The sequence below is a fragment of the Pseudomonas sp. LF-5 genome (assembly GCF_037626295.1).
Taxonomy (GTDB): Bacteria; Pseudomonadota; Gammaproteobacteria; order Pseudomonadales; family Pseudomonadaceae; genus Aquipseudomonas; species Aquipseudomonas monsensis.
Genome location: NZ_JARKMT010000012.1, coordinates 112,655 through 126,740, shown reverse-complemented (window position 1 = coordinate 126,740; position 14,086 = coordinate 112,655). Strand labels below are relative to the sequence as shown.

The window sequence follows — 14,086 nt, the reverse complement described above, 5'->3', positions numbered from 1 at the left end:
GCGACAAAACAACAGCGTCTGGCTCAGGCCTTTTCCTGAGCCAGCACCTCGCCACCGCGTTCACGCACCCAGAACAACGTCGCTCCGGCCACTGCCGCCGGCATCATCAGGATGTTGACCACCGGAATCAGCAGCACCAGATAGACAATCCCGCCAAAACTCATGCTCTGCCAGCGCTTCTGCCGCAGCCAGGCGAGCATCTCGTTCCAGCCCAGTTTGTGGTTATCCGCCGGGTAGTCGATGTACTGGATCGCCATCATCCACACGCCGAACAACAGCCACAGCGGTGCGGCAATGATGTTCACCACCGGGATGAACGAGAGGATGAACAGGCCGATCGCCCGGGGCAGGAAGTAGCCGAGCTTGCGCATTTCCCGGGCGAGGGTGCGCGGGATCATCGCGATCAGTTCGCCCCAGCTGAACGCTGGGAAATCATCAGTACCTCGCACCACCACTTCAACTTTTTCCGCGAGGAAACCGTTGAACGGCGCGGCGATGACGTTGGCCAGCATGGTGAAAGTGAAAAACACCATCAGTGCGACCAGCACCACAAACAACGGCCAAAGAATGTAGCTGAGGAAACTCAGCCACTCGGGTAGCGATGGCATCAGCGTATCGACCCACAGGCTGAACTGATGGCCGGCCAGATAGATCAATCCGACGAACAGCACCAGGTTGATCGCCAGTGGCAACAACACGAACAGGCGCAGGGCCGGGCTGAGAACCAGTTTGAGGCCTTCGCGCAGGTATTGCGGGCCGGACAGAACGGGTGCGGGCATAAGGTGCTCCGAGCAAGGGAAAACGCGCCGACCTTACCGACTTTGCACCAAGCGGGAAAGCGCGGCAGAGCGATCGACATTCACTGTAACAAAGACGTCCATCTCGTCAGTGTCTGCGCATAGAGACCACCTATGAGCTGGATTGTTAAACCGTATTTCCTTAATCTTGCCCCCCTCGATACGCTGCACCCAACTTTTTACAGGACTGTCGAGCTCATGCCTTCCCCAAGGTTATCCACAGTCCTTTTTTATTCCCGCCGGCAGTCCGGCGTTCCGCGCCAGTGTTTCGGCCCGGTCAACAGGAGCAGGTCATGTCTGAAGTCCGTCATTCGCGAGTGATTATTCTCGGTTCCGGCCCTGCCGGTTATAGCGCTGCGGTTTATGCCGCCCGTGCCAACCTCAAGCCACTGCTGATCACCGGCATGCAGGCCGGCGGTCAACTGACCACCACGACCGAAGTCGACAACTGGCCGGGTGACGTTCACGGCCTGACCGGCCCGGCGCTGATGGAGCGGATGCGCGAGCACGCCGAGCGTTTCGAAACCGAGATCGTTTTCGATCACATCAACGCCGTAGACTTTGCCGCCAAGCCGTACACCCTGACCGGCGACAGCGCGACCTACACCTGCGACGCCCTGATCATCGCCACCGGTGCCAGCGCTCGCTACCTGGGCCTGCCGTCGGAAGAGGCGTTCATGGGCAAAGGCGTTTCGGCTTGCGCGACCTGCGACGGCTTCTTCTACCGCAACAAGCCTGTTGCAGTGGTCGGCGGCGGCAACACCGCTGTTGAAGAAGCACTGTACCTGGCCAACATCGCCAGCACCGTGACCCTGATCCACCGTCGCGAAACCTTCCGCGCCGAAAAGATCCTGATCGACAAGCTCAACGCCCGTGTGGCCGAAGGCAAGATCATCCTCAAGTTGAACGCCAACCTCGACGAAGTGCTGGGCGACAACATGGGCGTGACCGGTGCGCGCCTGAAGAACAACGACGGCAGCTTCGACGAAATCAAGGTCGACGGCGTGTTCATCGCCATCGGCCACACCCCGAACACTTCGCTGTTCGAAGGCCAGTTGACCCTGAAAGACGGTTACCTGGTGGTGCAGGGTGGCCGCGATGGCAACGCCACTGCCACCAGCGTTGAAGGCATCTTCGCCGCCGGTGACGTGGCTGACCACGTTTACCGCCAGGCCATTACCTCGGCCGGCGCCGGCTGCATGGCGGCACTGGACACCGAGCGTTACCTGGACGGTCTGCAGAACGCTTCGTTCTAAATCGCATACACAAAAAAACCGGCTTCGGCCGGTTTTTTTATGCCCGTTATTTATGGCGCAACGCAGTTACATTGTAGGAATCAGCGGCGGGTCAGGGGTTGAGCGGTGAATTTGACGCCGGCCAGCCCGTGCTGGATCAACGCCCTGATATTGCCGTGATCACTGCCCTCAGGCGTCGCCAGCACCGAGCGGTAATGCTCGCCGAACGCCAGCAGCGCTTCTTCGTCACTCAGACCTTCCAGCAGCGCCAGACTCAGGGTCTTGCACGAGCCTTCGTTCTGCCCGGCGGCGTTTTCCACGCCGCCGTTGTTGAATGCTTGCGGCTGGTAGTCGTAACCGGCGGCGATGAAGGCCAGGGTGTCGGCGAAAACGTGTTCGCCGCTCTTGAGGCTGGCGCGCAGGGTATTCAAATCACTCATGGGTTTTTCCTTTGGCGAACGCCGCCTGTTGTTCGGCGTTGGCTTCTTGCTGGTATTGGGCTTTCCACTCGGCGTACGGCATGCCGTAAACCACTTCACGGGCGTCGTCGAGGCTGACCTCGATCTGGCGCTCGTCGGCTTCAGCCTTGTACCACTTGGACAGGCAGTTGCGGCAGAACCCGGCGAGGTTCATCAGGTCGATGTTCTGCACGTCCTTGCGGCCGTCCAAGTGGGCGACCAGCCGGCGGAAGGCGGCGGCTTCGAGTTCGAGGCGTTGTTGCTCAGTCATGGGAATCTCTGCGAGACAGCTTTGAGCGGCAAGCTTCAAGCTGCAAGATTGGATCGGGGTCGGCCGTTAGCTTAACGCTTGCAGCTCGAAGCTTGAAGCTCAGCGGCTTGCCGCGAGGGTGATCGACACCGATTCGGCAAAGCGCAGCGCGTGCGGCTTGTCGACTTCGACTTCGGCGTACAGCACCGACGTGTTGCTCATCACCAGATCGAGCAATTCCTGGGTCAGGCGCTCCAGCAACGCAAAGCGGTTGCCTTCGACGTGGGCGATGATCGCCTTGGTGATCGTGCGGTAGTTCAGCGCGTGATCAATATCGTTGTCGCGTACCGCTTCCTGCGCGGCGTACAGGATGGTCAGGTTGATCAGCACATCCTGCTTGTTGAGGATCTCGTCCTCATTGATCCCGATAAAGGTGCGCAAGCGCAGATCCTTGACCCGGATGCGCGCCATTCCTGGTTGAAGTTGTGGCATTTACTTGCTCCGTCCAATCAATTGCAGGAACTCCTGGCGGGTGTTGCTCGAGTCGCGAAAGGCGCCGAGCATGACCGAGGTGTTCATGGTTGAATTCTGTTTTTCGACACCGCGCATCATCATGCACATGTGTCTGGCCTCGATGACCACCGCGACACCGGCGGCGTCGGTGACCTGTTGCACCGCATCGGCAATCTGCCGGGTGAGGTTTTCCTGAATCTGCAGGCGTCGGGCGAACATGTCCACCAGTCGCGCAATCTTCGACAGCCCCAGCACCTTGCCTGTCGGAATATAAGCCACATGGGCCTTGCCGATGAAGGGCAGCAGGTGATGTTCGCACAATGAGTACAACTCGATGTCAGCGACGATGATCATCTCGTCGGTGTCCGAGGCAAACAGCGCGCCGTTGACGATCTCGTCGACGCTCTGCCCATAGCCGTGACACAGGTATTGCATGGCCTTGGCCGCACGCACCGGTGTGTCGAGCAATCCTTCGCGATCGGGATCTTCACCGAGGCCAATCAGGATGTCGCGGTAGTGCTCGGGCAGGGAGCGGGTCATGGATCATCCTCGCAGCAAGGCTTACTTGACGTGCCTTCCGCCGTTGACGGTCAGGGTTGTGCCGGTGACATAAGGGTTGTCGAGCAGATAGCGCAGGCTCTGGTAGATCACTTCGCTGCCGGGCTCGATGCCCAGCGCGGATTTCGCCAGTGCCTTGGCACGGTACGCCGCATCGTCGTCGGGATTGAACAATAGCAGGGCCGGAGCGATACCGTTGACCTTGATCGCCGGCGCATAACGCGCGGCGAACGACAGGGTCAGGCTGTCGAGCCCGGCTTTGCTCGCGCAATAGCCGATGTGCTTGCTGCTGCCCTTGCGGGTGACGTCGTCACTGATGTGGATGATGTCCGCTGGCGTCGATTGCTTGAGCAGGTCGGCGCAGTGCAGATTGATCAGATACGGCGCAAGCATGTGCACGTTAATCATCTGCACGAAGGCTTCGGCTTCGTGGTCCGGGGTTTCCGCCCGCCATTCGGAGGCGTTGTGGACAATGGCGCGCAGACGGTCGGTGTGGGCTTTCAGTGCCTGGATGAAGGCGAGAATGCTGGCTTCGCTGGAAAAGTCCGCGAACACTGCGACGGCGCCCAGATCCCGCAATGCCTGCACCCCCGGACGTTCAGTGCGATAGGTGAAGATGACGCGGTGGCCGTCTTCAAGCAAACGTTGCGCGCAGTGCAAACCGACACGCTGGCCGGCACCGGTGATGAGAATCGGGGCGGAGGTTGAGGTCATGAACGGCTCACGTCGCAGTCAGAGCAAAAACTATAACAGCGACGTGCCTTGTACTCCTATTGCAGGACGAGCTTTGTGGCTTGAGTGGCAGCGGGGAGTCAACGGTTTTCAGATACCGGTTCCACCGGCAGTCGGCGTGCCGGAATGCTATTCAGCCAGCCGGCCAGCAACCGCGTCGACAGCGGAATGAAGAAGTAAACCATCAATGGCGTCAGGCACGCTGTGCTGATCAATACGCGCGGCAGCAGGCCCATTGGCGCGAGCGCAGGACCCAGCACGAAATTGAACAGCAATGACACGGGAAAGAATGCCAGCCAGATGGCGACAGCCTGCTTCCAGCGCGGCGGACGCTGGCCGGCGGCGCCGAACCAGCCTTCGATGCCGCTGACCCGGTGTTCTTTCGGGTGGGCAAACAGATCGCTGCCGCGTTCCAGCCAGGCGGTGCGCGACGCCGAGTGCTCCCATGCATGCAGGGTCTGCTCGTCGACAAAGCGGAAAATGATCTGGAATTCGTTGTCGCCGGGTGGCGGCGCCAATACACCGGAGCCGAGGTAACCGGGAAAGTCGGTTGCCAGTTGTTCGCCTTCACGAAGCCAGGCGATCAGGTCCTGATAGCGACCATCAGCAACACGACGTGCGACCATTAGCGTGACGGGGGAAGTAGACATTATGTATCTCCGTATTTCGATTGCGTCACTCCGGGTAGGAGTTTCGCCTGACGCAGGCCGGGGTAGAGGCCTGCGTTCTGCAACAAGCAAGGATTATTCCTGAATTTAGTGATTTAACCAGTGACTTTCGTCGCAGATCGACACTTGAACGCAATCAGGTGTGCGGGGTTAGAATAGGATCCAATTCAATAGCGTGGACGTAGATGCAGAATGCCTGTCATGACGGACGTTAGCCCTGTTTCCCAGGCATCTGTTGCGCTTGAGCGCGAAGACCTGTTTCCCATACGTGAGGTCTCGCGCCTGACGGGCGTCAACCCGGTGACCCTGCGTGCCTGGGAGCGGCGCTATGGTCTGATTCAGCCCACGCGCACCGAAAGTGGGCATCGGCTGTATTCGATGACCGATATCGAGCGTGTTCGCAACATTGTCGAATGGATCGACCGCGGGGTGGCCGTCAGCAAAATCGGCAAGATCCTCGCCAAGACCGAGCCCTTGAAAGCGCTGGCGCACATTATTCCCGATGATCTGGTCCAGGCCGACTACCAGCAATGGCAGCACCAGTTGCAGAGTGCCGTGAGTGCGTTCGACGACATCGAGCTGGATCGGGTCTATGGGCAGATCTTTTCCTCGTACGCGTTGCCGGTGGTGTTCCAGGACATTCTGATGCCGCTGTGGCGGCAACTGTTGCAGCGTCAGGAAGCGTTCGGGCAAACCAGCGAGTGGCTGTTTCTGGATGGCTATCTGCGCTCACGGGTGTTGCAGCGAATCATCGTGTTGCGTGGCTCACAACCGCGCAAGATTATCGTCAGTGCCTTGGCCGGTCAGTGTCGTGAACTCGAGTTGCTGGTGGCCGCGCTGTTTCTCAGCAGCAGTGAATCCGGTGTGCGGGTATTGACCACCGGCCAGCCGTTCGACGAATTGACCCTGGTCTGCGAGAAAATCAAACTGCAGGTTCTGGTGCTGTTTTCCAATCACGCGCCGGGTGCCGAATTGCCAAGGCGTTTGAACCGCCTGGCATTGAGTCTCGATTGTCAGTTGCTGCTGGCGGGGGATGCATCGGATCTGGCGCAGGACAGTCTGGCGGGCAGCTCGATCGGCTGTATTGGCAACGAAGGGGCAACCATGCGTCAGCGTCTGAACCAGTTTCTCTCGGGAACGCTCGATACCTGAAATCAGGTGTGCAGGGCGGGGTGGGTCAAGCGATGTTGTTGCAGGATGAACTGGCGCAGACGCTCGGTTTCATCGGCATCGGTCTGGCTCAGTTCATAGGCGTAGAAACCGTGCTCGGTTTCACGCTCGAAGTTGCCACGCAATGAAATCCGCTCATACCCTGAGGGGCTGAACCACAGGGCGAAATGCTTGGGCGGTTTGGTCTTGTTGCGCATCTCCAGCAGCACGCCTTTGTGCGAAACCTCATGCACCCACATCGTTCCCGGCTGGCCTTTGGCGTTTTCCAGAGCCACCGGTTCTTCCAGCGTCAGGCGCCACGGGCGCACCATCGGTCCGTCTTCGTAAATGCTCGGCACACCCAGACGCAGATGCAGCGCGTGAAACTCGTCTTCGACCAGATGCAACGGGAAGGTCATCTGTTGGTTTTCGAAGTTGGCCTGAATGGTGACTTGCTCATGAGCGGCCAGGCGCGTGAGCAAATCACGAATCTGCGAACCACCATTGACCAGCAGGCTCGACGTTGCATCCCGCACATTGAGTTGCGGGTTGTGCTGCATGGTCTGGATGAAATCCAGCTCATCCTGGGTCAGGAGGGCGTCGCGCTGCATGGTTAGCTCGAAGGGAATAGTTACAAAGTCATTGGTGATTGTAGTTAATGACCATTAGTTCGCAGTTTTGTTTGCGCCGTTCGTCGCTTTCACCGCTGCCAGTTCGGTTTGCAGAGCGGCGACCTGGGCCTCCAATTGTGCAACACGCTGTTGCGCCTTGACCTGCACCGTCACATCTTTTTGCACGCCGACGAAATAGGTCTGCCCGTCATCGGCGTTTTTCACCGTCGACAGTGACAGTTCATTCCAGAATGGCGTGCCGTCCTTGCGATAGTTGCGCAGGATCTCGCGGCACGCTCCACCGTTGCGCAGGGTGTCGCGAATCAGCGCCAGGTTTTCCTGGTCACGGTCTCCAGACTGCAGGAAGCGGCAGTCCTGATAGAGAATTTCCTCGCTGGTGTAGCCGGTCAGGCGCTCAAAAGCGGGGTTCACATAAATCAGGATGTTGTCCTGCTCACCTTCCTTTTCGGCGACCACGATCCCGTCATTCGATGCGTTGATCACCATTTGCAGCAAACTGGCGTTGATCATCTTTGAATCCTTTCAGAGTTATCAGTGGCAGGCATTCTAGAAGATCGGTAGAGGCTGTCTATAGGCCATCAGCCCCTATTGAGAGCCAATCGTAACTTCGTCCTCCAGACTGTTACTATCGCCGCTCTTTTTTTCAGTTTCAGGATCAGATTGATGAAAGTCGCCATCCTCTCCGGTTCGGTCTACGGCACCGCCGAAGAAGTCGCCCGCCACGCTCAGAACTTGCTGAAAGAAGCCGGTTTTGAAACCTTCTACAACGCCCGCGCCAGTCTGGCCGATATCCAGGCGTTCGGACCGCAAGCGTTTCTTGCCGTGACCTCGACCACTGGCATGGGCGAGTTGCCAGACAACCTGCAACCGCTGTACTCGATGATTCGCGATCAATTGCCCGCCGCGTGGCGTGGTTTACCGGGCGCGGTGATCGCCTTGGGCGACGCCAGTTATGGCGACACGTTCTGCGGCGGCGGTGAGCAAATACGTGAGTTGTTTGCCGAATTGGGCGTGCGTGAAGTGCAAGACATGCTGCGCATCGACGCCAGCGAAAGCGTCACCCCGGAAACCGACTCAGAGCCTTGGCTGGCGGAGTTGATCGTTGCACTCAAGGGTTGATCCCGCGCTCGCGCAACAGCGCCAGCCATGCCTGAGCCGCTTTTGACAGATAAGCCCCCTGGCGCCAGATGAACGCGATGTCCCAGCGCAGATAATCCGGCGCCCGCAAGGTCAGGCGCACCACGCCTGGCCGCACCAGACCGCGCGCCACCACGCTGGGCAACAGCACCACGCCTTGCCCGGCGGCCACCAGTGCGGCGAGAAAATCCGCCTGACCGCTGCGGCCTCCTTCTTTCGGGGTAAAGCCCATTTGCTGGCAGGCCTGCAGTAAACGGTCGTTGAGCACGAAGCTGCGCTGGTACAGCAGGAAGGGCGTATCGGCCAATTCCTCCAGGCCAATCTCGCCGCGTGCAGCCAATGGGTGATCAGCGGGCAGCAAGGCGTCCAGTCGCTCATCGCAAAAAGGCTGACAGTCGAACTGTGGGTCCTTGGGCAACAGACTGCCGCCCAGTTCCAGTTCACCGTTCAACACCGCTTGCTCGATATGGCGGCTACCGCCTTCAAGCAACTGAATGCTGATGTTCGGATAACGCCGCCGGTATTCGGCAAACACCCCGGCAAACAGCGCATCGCTGCCCAATAGCGGCAAGCCCAGGCGCAACTCGCCGCGCGCCAGATGGCTGAGGTCATCCAGTTCGTTCAGCAGTTCATTGCGCAAACGCAACATGCCTTCGGCCCGTTGCAGCACCACGCTGCCGGCGGCTGTCAGGCGCAGGTGTGAACCGAGCCGTTCGAGCAGCGGAGTGCCAAGGCTCTGTTCCAGTTGGGCCACCTGCTTGCTCACCGCTGACTGGCTGATGTGCAAGGTTTTTGCGGCTTGGGTAAAACCGCCCTGGTGCATGACTTCGACGAAGCTGCGCAGTTGTTTGAATTCCATAGCTGTGATTCCAAAGTGGAATGGCTGCAAGTCTAACAATTCGCTTTTGGGATGGCAGGCCGGTTCGTAAAATAACGGCCTGTCAGGAGCAAAAGCATGAATACCGTCGTCCTCAAACACCTTTTCCGTCTGCTCGCCGAACTCGCCGTGTTGCTGAGTCTTTATCTGCTCGGTTGCCAGTTGGCCGCGTGGCTGGCGTGGCCGATTCCCGGTGGCGTCATCGGCATGGCCCTGTTGCTGCTGACGTTCGCCTGCGGCTGGGTGAAACCGGCGGCGCTGCAATTGGGCGCCGGATTGCTGATGGCGGAAATGCTGTTGTTCTTTATTCCGGCGTTGATGAGCCTGCTCGATTACGGCGCGCTGCTGCGCCATGACGGCTGGCGCATCCTGTTGGTGATCGCCGCCAGTACCTTGATGGTGATGCTGGTCACCGCGTTCACCGTGGAACTGGCCGTGCGCATGAGGCGTTCCCATGAAGCTTGAATGGATGCCGATGTTCTGGCTCGTTTTCACTCTGTTGGCGTACCTGTTCAGCCGCTGGATTTATCGACGCACTGGACGTTACGTGCTGTCGCCGCTGATTCTGGTGCCGGGGTTGTTGCTGGCGCTTGCGGTGCCGCTGCACACCGCGTACTCCGAATATGCGAGCAACACCCATTGGCTGATGCTTGTACTGGGGCCGGTGACTGTGGCTTTCGCCGTGCCGATCTGGCAGCAACGGCGATTGTTGATGCGGCACTGGTCGGCGTTGCTGCTCGGCATGGTCGCCGGCAGTGCGGCGTCGATCGCCACCTCGTTCGGTCTGGCCAGGGCACTGGCGCTGGACAGTTCGGTGACCCTGTCGCTGGTGCCTCGTTCGATCACCACGCCATTCGCCATGCCACTGGCGCAGGATCTCGGTGGCGTGCCGGAACTGACGGCGGTGTTCGTGATGTTTACGGGCGTGTTCGGCGCAATGCTCGGCGGCGTTCTGTTGAAGTGGTTGCCGTTGCGCAGTGCGCTCGCACGCGGCGCCTTGTTCGGTGTCGGCGCCCACGGTGCCGGGGTCAGCCGGGCGCACGAAGTCGGCGGTGAAGAAGGTTCTGTCGCCGGGCTGGTGATGGTGCTTACCGGGCTGCTGAATCTGTTTGCCGCGCCTTTGCTGGCGTCGTTGCTTTGACATGGATCCAAGGTGTTTGCATGGCTGACCCGCTCAGTCATCAAGCTGGCTGGCAATGCAACTACACGATCCTTTGCGCCTGACTAGACTGCTGACACGTGCAGAACAATAAGAACGCAGAGGTGCATACAGTGAGCGTAGCCCCCGTCCAATCGTCCCTTAATGTCAAAGACCAGGTCAGTGCTGCCGAGTGGCAGACCCGTGTCGATCTCGCCGCTTGTTATCGTCTGGTCGCGCTGTATGGCTGGGACGATCTGATCTTCACCCACATTTCCGCCAAGGTCCCGGGCACCGAAGATTTCCTGATCAATCCGTTCGGCCTGATGTTTCACGAGATCACTGCCTCAAGCCTGGTGAAAGTCGACCAGGCCGGCAACAAACTCATGGACAGTCCCTACGAAATCAACCCGGCCGGCTACACGATCCACAGCGCCGTGCACGAAGTGCGGCACGATGTGGTTTGCGTGCTGCATACGCACACCGCCTCCGGTGTTGCGGTGTCGGCGCAAAAGCAGGGCGTATTGCCGATCAGTCAGCAGTCGCTGTTTGTTCTCTCGAGCCTGGCGTATCACGCTTATGAAGGGGTCGCGCTGAATCACGAAGAGAAGGCGCGGTTGCAGGCCGACCTCGGCGAAAGCAATTTCCTGATGTTGCATAACCACGGTCTGCTGACCTGCGGTGGCACCATCGCCGATACCTTTCTGATGATGTTCACCTTCCAGCGCGCCTGCGACATTCAGGTCATGGCGCAGACCGGCGGGGCGCAACTGATCGCCATCGAACCGCAGATTCTGGCGGGCGCCAAAGCGATGATCGCCGGCGTCACCAAAAGCGCTCAAGGCATGGGTGGCGCGCTGGCCTGGCCGGCGCTGCTACGCAAACTCGATAAACAAGACCCCGGATATAAACTCTAATGCCTCTTGCCGAGATTCCTCTGTGTGTCTGGCGTAAACGCAGCCAGACGTTTGTCTTTCGTGGGCATTCGATCCGCTACTGGGTGGCGGGGCAGGGTGAACCGCTGCTGTTGATCCACGGTTTTCCGACCGCCAGTTGGGATTGGCATTACCTGTGGCAGCCATTGGCTCAGCGATATCGGGTAATTGCCTGTGACATGCTCGGCTTCGGCGATTCCGCCAAACCCCTGAATCACACCTACAGCCTGTTGGAGCAGGCCGATCTGCAGCAGGCCTTGCTCGTGCATTTGCAGGTCGAGCAACCGGTGCATGTGCTGGCACACGATTACGGCGACAGCGTCGCTCAGGAACTGCTCGCCCGTCATGGCGAAGGCACGTTCGAGATGGCCAGTTGTGTATTTCTCAACGGCGGCCTGTTCCCGGAAACCCATCGCCCGGTGCTGATGCAGAAGTTACTGCTCAGCCCGCTGGGCTGGATGATCGGGCGCGCGTTCACCCGCGACGCACTGGTGAAAAGCTTCCGCCAGATCTTCGGTCCGCAGACCGCTCCGAGTGAAAGTGAGCTGGACGATTTCTGGAGTCTGATCGACAGCAATCACGGGCCATGGATCATGCACAAGCTGATCGGCTACATTCCCGAACGTCGCGTGCAACGTGATCGCTGGGTCGCTGCGATGCAACGTGGTGAAGTGCCGATGCGGGTGATTGATGGCGAGTTCGATCCGATCTCCGGTGCGCACATGGTCGAGCGTTACCGCGAGCTGATTCTGGACGCCGACACGGTGTTGCTGCCAGGCATCGGCCACTATCCGCAGACCGAGGCGCCGGTGCAGGTGCTCAAGCACTATCTGGCGTTCCGTGATCGCCTGGTGTCGCCGCCGCGCAAGGTGGCGTGTTCATGAATCTCCGTTCGCTTGAGCGAACGGTTGTGGCGAGGGAGCTTGCCGCACCGTCCCGCTTGGCTGCGCCGCCGTCGTAATCTTCTGGCCCTTTTCAATTGCGAGCTCAGGATCGGAGGCTGCTCCGCGCCCCGGCGGAAGCAAGCGCCTTCGCCACAGGGTGTCTCATCCTTTTCACTATCCCCCAACCTTATCGCGCACCATTCAGCCTCAGCCGTGTTCATTGTGACCCGAAGCCCCGTGCCTGACACTCGGGGTCAATGTCCCATTGGCCTGCTGGAGTTGCCCCGATGAATGAGTCTGTGCGTTTCGAAGATAAAGTCGTGATCGTCACCGGAGCCGGTGGTGGCCTCGGACGGGCTCACGCGCTGCTGTTCGCCAGACAAGGCGCCAAAGTGCTGGTCAACGACCTTGGCGGCTCGACTCAGGGCGAAGGCGCCAACGCTTCCGCCGCTGATCGCGTGGTGGCGGAAATCCGCGAGGCCGGCGGCATTGCCGAAGCCAACCACGACTCCGTCACCGACGGCGACAAACTGGTGCAGAACGCCCTCGATGCCTTCGGTCGCGTCGATGTGGTGGTCAACAACGCCGGGATCCTGCGCGACAAGACCTTTCACAAGATGGACGATGCCGACTGGGATCTGGTCTATCGCGTCCATGTCGAAGGCGCTTACAAAGTCACCCGCGCCGCATGGCCGCACCTGCGCGAGCAAAACTACGGCCGGGTGATCTTCACCGCCTCGACCTCGGGCATCTACGGCAACTTTGGCCAGTCCAACTACGGCATGGCCAAGCTCGGCCTCTACGGCCTGACGCGCACACTGGCCATCGAGGGTCGCAAGAACAACATCCTGGTCAACGCCATCGCGCCTACCGGCGGCACGCGCATGACCGAGGGGCTGATCCCGCCGCAAGTGTTCGAGCAATTGAAGCCAGAACTGGTCAGCCCGCTGGTGGTGTATCTGGCCAGCGAGCAATGCCAGGAAACCTCCGGGCTGTTCGAGGTCGGTGGCGGCTGGATGGGCAAGGTGCGCTGGGAGCGCAGCCTCGGGGCCGGGTTTGATCCGCGGGTGGGTTTCTCGCCGGAAGATGTCGCGGCGCACTGGCAGCAGATTTGCGATTTCGAGGGGGCGGCGCATCCGAAGGACAATATTGAGGCGCTGAAAGAGATGATGGCGAATTTGCAGAAGTATTCGCTTTAAGAGGGGAGGCCACCAGGTTTGGGCTTGGTGGCTTGAATTGCGACTTAAGAATACGTGTTGTCAGTTATAAATCTGGGAGCTCGCCAGTTAGGTCCTTTGACGGCAACGGGTCCGTCGCCATTGGCCAACACACCCTGTTCGAAAAGTTGTGCATAGGTTTTCAGCAGTTCGCCATTGGCAATGAGTTCGAATTTGTAGCGACCAATCATTCTATCCAGCGATGGATACGCCAGTCCGATACCAAAGGCTGTCAGAACGTCTGCGATGGGTTCGTTTTTTACGATTTGCTCGATCGGGCTCATTGGTAGGTTCCTTTAAGCAGTTGTTCATATATGCGATCTATCTGGCTGTTTACTGCCTGAACCGCGTCTGGTGAGTACAACAAATGGTCTTCACTACCTAGTTTGTAATCCTCCAGTGTTGCGGTGTGCGCGTTGTTCCAGGCAGGAGATCCGCTTTCAGGTTTGAACTCATCGCTAAGCCCCATTGCTCGAAACCTTTCCAGCTCCCTGATCTCATGAGTGTAATAGCGTAAATCCGTATCGGTGAGCATCCAGTGCCCGCTGAGAATTTTTTCCAGACGTTGAATCATGATTCCGTTGGCTTCTGATTGGTCAAGCCTCGCGATATGTATTTTCACAGCATCAATTCTGGCTTTAGTGATAACCGCCGCTCGCCAATGGCAGTAATACGGATTTCATCAAGCATCAGGGGTGGAGGTCTTTGCATATTCATGTCCTTTTGAATGTGCGTGATAACTTGCTGGCAAGTCAGCGCGGCCGATAGTGACGTCCGTGACACCAGCGAGTGATTGAGGTGTTTCAAGTTACATCAGAGTCGCTGTTACAAAATCTGAGAAGCCCGTAAGTAACAGGGTGTTGTTTTGAGAGGGTTTTCGCCGACTAATCACAAAGCGGGGAGAAT

The 14,086-nt window shown here is 58.9% G+C and carries 20 protein-coding genes; 8 read left to right on the top strand and 12 right to left on the bottom strand.

Translation table 11 applies throughout. The features are described 5' to 3' along the window. Window positions 1-23: 23 nt before the first annotated feature. On the bottom strand, window positions 24-779 hold the full coding sequence (cysZ, locus tag PseuLF5_RS25065) for a sulfate transporter CysZ (protein WP_340134926.1): 756 nt from the start codon (window positions 777-779) through the stop codon (window positions 24-26). Between the two features lie 311 nt (window positions 780-1,090). Here cysZ and trxB point away from each other — a divergent pair, with 311 nt between their 5' ends. Beyond that, the gene (gene trxB, locus PseuLF5_RS25060; protein WP_003221727.1) at window positions 1,091-2,053 is read left to right on the top strand and encodes a thioredoxin-disulfide reductase; all 963 of its coding nucleotides are present in this window, start codon (window positions 1,091-1,093) and stop codon (window positions 2,051-2,053) included. An 80-nt stretch (window positions 2,054-2,133) separates the two neighbouring features. Here the strand turns inward: trxB and PseuLF5_RS25055 are convergent, their stop codons facing one another. The 6 genes from PseuLF5_RS25055 to PseuLF5_RS25030 all read right to left on the bottom strand — a co-directional run bounded on the left by PseuLF5_RS25055 (window position 2,134) and on the right by PseuLF5_RS25030 (window position 5,193). Further along, a complete protein-coding gene (locus tag PseuLF5_RS25055) occupies window positions 2,134-2,472 on the bottom strand; it encodes a HopJ type III effector protein (protein WP_340134925.1) in 339 nt (112 codons plus the stop codon). Continuing rightward, window positions 2,465-2,761 carry a DUF1244 domain-containing protein gene (locus tag PseuLF5_RS25050; protein ID WP_222833642.1) on the bottom strand — a complete coding sequence of 99 codons (297 nt, stop codon included), beginning with the start codon at window positions 2,759-2,761 and terminating at the stop codon, window positions 2,465-2,467. The genes PseuLF5_RS25055 and PseuLF5_RS25050 overlap by 8 nt, the downstream gene beginning before the upstream one ends. Before the next feature lie 99 nt (window positions 2,762-2,860). Continuing rightward, window positions 2,861-3,232, bottom strand: coding sequence for a dihydroneopterin triphosphate 2'-epimerase (gene folX / locus PseuLF5_RS25045; protein WP_123464716.1), 372 nt, complete (start codon window positions 3,230-3,232; stop codon window positions 2,861-2,863). Then, entirely contained in the window at window positions 3,233-3,793 is a 561-nt protein-coding gene (gene folE / locus PseuLF5_RS25040) for a GTP cyclohydrolase I FolE (protein ID WP_123464717.1), read from the bottom strand. It lies immediately after the preceding gene. Between the two features lie 21 nt (window positions 3,794-3,814). After that, the gene (folM, locus tag PseuLF5_RS25035) at window positions 3,815-4,525 is read right to left on the bottom strand and encodes a dihydromonapterin reductase (protein WP_340134924.1); all 711 of its coding nucleotides are present in this window, start codon (window positions 4,523-4,525) and stop codon (window positions 3,815-3,817) included. 98 nt (window positions 4,526-4,623) lie between these two features. Then, window positions 4,624-5,193 (bottom strand): antibiotic biosynthesis monooxygenase, encoded by a 570-nt coding sequence (locus tag PseuLF5_RS25030; protein WP_128615112.1) that lies wholly within the window; start codon window positions 5,191-5,193, stop codon window positions 4,624-4,626. Between the two features lie 210 nt (window positions 5,194-5,403). Between PseuLF5_RS25030 and PseuLF5_RS25025 the strand changes: the two genes are divergently transcribed. Beyond that, the gene (locus tag PseuLF5_RS25025) at window positions 5,404-6,363 is read left to right on the top strand and encodes a MerR family transcriptional regulator (protein ID WP_340134923.1); all 960 of its coding nucleotides are present in this window, start codon (window positions 5,404-5,406) and stop codon (window positions 6,361-6,363) included. Window positions 6,364-6,365: 2 nt separating this feature from the next. On the opposite strand, the gene PseuLF5_RS25020 is transcribed toward PseuLF5_RS25025, so the two are convergent. Both PseuLF5_RS25020 and PseuLF5_RS25015 read right to left on the bottom strand, forming a co-directional pair. After that, window positions 6,366-6,971 carry a hypothetical protein gene (locus tag PseuLF5_RS25020; RefSeq protein WP_123464725.1) on the bottom strand — a complete coding sequence of 202 codons (606 nt, stop codon included), beginning with the start codon at window positions 6,969-6,971 and terminating at the stop codon, window positions 6,366-6,368. Between the two features lie 54 nt (window positions 6,972-7,025). Then, window positions 7,026-7,502, bottom strand: coding sequence for a PAS domain-containing protein (locus tag PseuLF5_RS25015; protein ID WP_186745569.1), 477 nt, complete (start codon window positions 7,500-7,502; stop codon window positions 7,026-7,028). Between the two features lie 153 nt (window positions 7,503-7,655). Between PseuLF5_RS25015 and PseuLF5_RS25010 the strand changes: the two genes are divergently transcribed. After that, on the top strand, window positions 7,656-8,111 hold the full coding sequence (locus tag PseuLF5_RS25010; RefSeq protein ID WP_336347097.1) for a flavodoxin: 456 nt from the start codon (window positions 7,656-7,658) through the stop codon (window positions 8,109-8,111). On the opposite strand, the gene PseuLF5_RS25005 is transcribed toward PseuLF5_RS25010, so the two are convergent. Next, window positions 8,101-8,988: a LysR family transcriptional regulator gene (locus PseuLF5_RS25005; protein WP_128615110.1), complete on the bottom strand. Its 888-nt coding sequence runs from the start codon at window positions 8,986-8,988 to the stop codon at window positions 8,101-8,103. The two genes, PseuLF5_RS25010 and PseuLF5_RS25005, sit on opposite strands and share 11 nt — an antisense overlap. Window positions 8,989-9,084: 96 nt before the next feature. Between PseuLF5_RS25005 and PseuLF5_RS25000 the strand changes: the two genes are divergently transcribed. The 5 genes from PseuLF5_RS25000 to PseuLF5_RS24980 all read left to right on the top strand — a co-directional run bounded on the left by PseuLF5_RS25000 (window position 9,085) and on the right by PseuLF5_RS24980 (window position 13,162). Beyond that, window positions 9,085-9,471: a CidA/LrgA family protein gene (locus PseuLF5_RS25000; protein WP_340134922.1), complete on the top strand. Its 387-nt coding sequence runs from the start codon at window positions 9,085-9,087 to the stop codon at window positions 9,469-9,471. Continuing rightward, window positions 9,461-10,147 carry an LrgB family protein gene (locus tag PseuLF5_RS24995; protein WP_123464735.1) on the top strand — a complete coding sequence of 229 codons (687 nt, stop codon included), beginning with the start codon at window positions 9,461-9,463 and terminating at the stop codon, window positions 10,145-10,147. Before PseuLF5_RS25000 ends, PseuLF5_RS24995 begins: the two co-directional genes overlap by 11 nt. A gap of 131 nt (window positions 10,148-10,278) precedes the next feature. Beyond that, window positions 10,279-11,061 carry a class II aldolase/adducin family protein gene (locus PseuLF5_RS24990; protein ID WP_340134921.1) on the top strand — a complete coding sequence of 261 codons (783 nt, stop codon included), beginning with the start codon at window positions 10,279-10,281 and terminating at the stop codon, window positions 11,059-11,061. Beyond that, window positions 11,061-11,963 carry an alpha/beta fold hydrolase gene (locus PseuLF5_RS24985; protein ID WP_340134920.1) on the top strand — a complete coding sequence of 301 codons (903 nt, stop codon included), beginning with the start codon at window positions 11,061-11,063 and terminating at the stop codon, window positions 11,961-11,963. The genes PseuLF5_RS24990 and PseuLF5_RS24985 overlap by 1 nt, the downstream gene beginning before the upstream one ends. A gap of 287 nt (window positions 11,964-12,250) precedes the next feature. Then, window positions 12,251-13,162 carry an SDR family oxidoreductase gene (locus PseuLF5_RS24980; RefSeq protein WP_123464741.1) on the top strand — a complete coding sequence of 304 codons (912 nt, stop codon included), beginning with the start codon at window positions 12,251-12,253 and terminating at the stop codon, window positions 13,160-13,162. Window positions 13,163-13,206: 44 nt separating this feature from the next. Here the strand turns inward: PseuLF5_RS24980 and PseuLF5_RS24975 are convergent, their stop codons facing one another. Beyond that, complete coding sequence (locus PseuLF5_RS24975; RefSeq protein WP_222833638.1) at window positions 13,207-13,464, bottom strand: immunity protein; 258 nt, start codon at window positions 13,462-13,464, stop codon at window positions 13,207-13,209. After that, on the bottom strand, window positions 13,461-13,754 hold the full coding sequence (locus PseuLF5_RS24970; protein ID WP_340134919.1) for a hypothetical protein: 294 nt from the start codon (window positions 13,752-13,754) through the stop codon (window positions 13,461-13,463). Before PseuLF5_RS24970 ends, PseuLF5_RS24975 begins: the two co-directional genes overlap by 4 nt. Window positions 13,755-14,086: the final 332 nt, after the last annotated feature.

Excerpts from the sequence above, each read along its gene's own strand:
- PseuLF5_RS25030 (WP_128615112.1), bottom strand. The coding sequence starts at position 5,193 with ATGTCTACTTCCCCCGTCACGCTAATGGTCGCACGTCGTGTTGCTGAT.
- cysZ (WP_340134926.1), bottom strand. The coding sequence starts at position 779 with ATGCCCGCACCCGTTCTGTCCGGCCCGCAATACCTGCGCGAAGGCCTC.
- PseuLF5_RS25050 (WP_222833642.1), bottom strand. The coding sequence starts at position 2,761 with ATGACTGAGCAACAACGCCTCGAACTCGAAGCCGCCGCCTTCCGCCGG.
- PseuLF5_RS25015 (WP_186745569.1), bottom strand. The coding sequence starts at position 7,502 with ATGATCAACGCCAGTTTGCTGCAAATGGTGATCAACGCATCGAATGAC.
- PseuLF5_RS25055 (WP_340134925.1), bottom strand. The coding sequence starts at position 2,472 with ATGAGTGATTTGAATACCCTGCGCGCCAGCCTCAAGAGCGGCGAACAC.
- PseuLF5_RS24995 (WP_123464735.1), top strand. The coding sequence starts at position 9,461 with ATGAAGCTTGAATGGATGCCGATGTTCTGGCTCGTTTTCACTCTGTTG.
- PseuLF5_RS24975 (WP_222833638.1), bottom strand. The coding sequence starts at position 13,464 with ATGAGCCCGATCGAGCAAATCGTAAAAAACGAACCCATCGCAGACGTT.
- PseuLF5_RS25020 (WP_123464725.1), bottom strand. The coding sequence starts at position 6,971 with ATGCAGCGCGACGCCCTCCTGACCCAGGATGAGCTGGATTTCATCCAG.
- PseuLF5_RS24985 (WP_340134920.1), top strand. The coding sequence starts at position 11,061 with ATGCCTCTTGCCGAGATTCCTCTGTGTGTCTGGCGTAAACGCAGCCAG.
- PseuLF5_RS24970 (WP_340134919.1), bottom strand. The coding sequence starts at position 13,754 with ATGATTCAACGTCTGGAAAAAATTCTCAGCGGGCACTGGATGCTCACC.
- PseuLF5_RS25005 (WP_128615110.1), bottom strand. The coding sequence starts at position 8,988 with ATGGAATTCAAACAACTGCGCAGCTTCGTCGAAGTCATGCACCAGGGC.
- PseuLF5_RS25000 (WP_340134922.1), top strand. The coding sequence starts at position 9,085 with ATGAATACCGTCGTCCTCAAACACCTTTTCCGTCTGCTCGCCGAACTC.
- folX (WP_123464716.1), bottom strand. The coding sequence starts at position 3,232 with ATGCCACAACTTCAACCAGGAATGGCGCGCATCCGGGTCAAGGATCTG.
- trxB (WP_003221727.1), top strand. The coding sequence starts at position 1,091 with ATGTCTGAAGTCCGTCATTCGCGAGTGATTATTCTCGGTTCCGGCCCT.
- folE (WP_123464717.1), bottom strand. The coding sequence starts at position 3,793 with ATGACCCGCTCCCTGCCCGAGCACTACCGCGACATCCTGATTGGCCTC.
- PseuLF5_RS24980 (WP_123464741.1), top strand. The coding sequence starts at position 12,251 with ATGAATGAGTCTGTGCGTTTCGAAGATAAAGTCGTGATCGTCACCGGA.
- PseuLF5_RS25010 (WP_336347097.1), top strand. The coding sequence starts at position 7,656 with ATGAAAGTCGCCATCCTCTCCGGTTCGGTCTACGGCACCGCCGAAGAA.
- PseuLF5_RS25025 (WP_340134923.1), top strand. The coding sequence starts at position 5,404 with ATGCCTGTCATGACGGACGTTAGCCCTGTTTCCCAGGCATCTGTTGCG.
- folM (WP_340134924.1), bottom strand. The coding sequence starts at position 4,525 with ATGACCTCAACCTCCGCCCCGATTCTCATCACCGGTGCCGGCCAGCGT.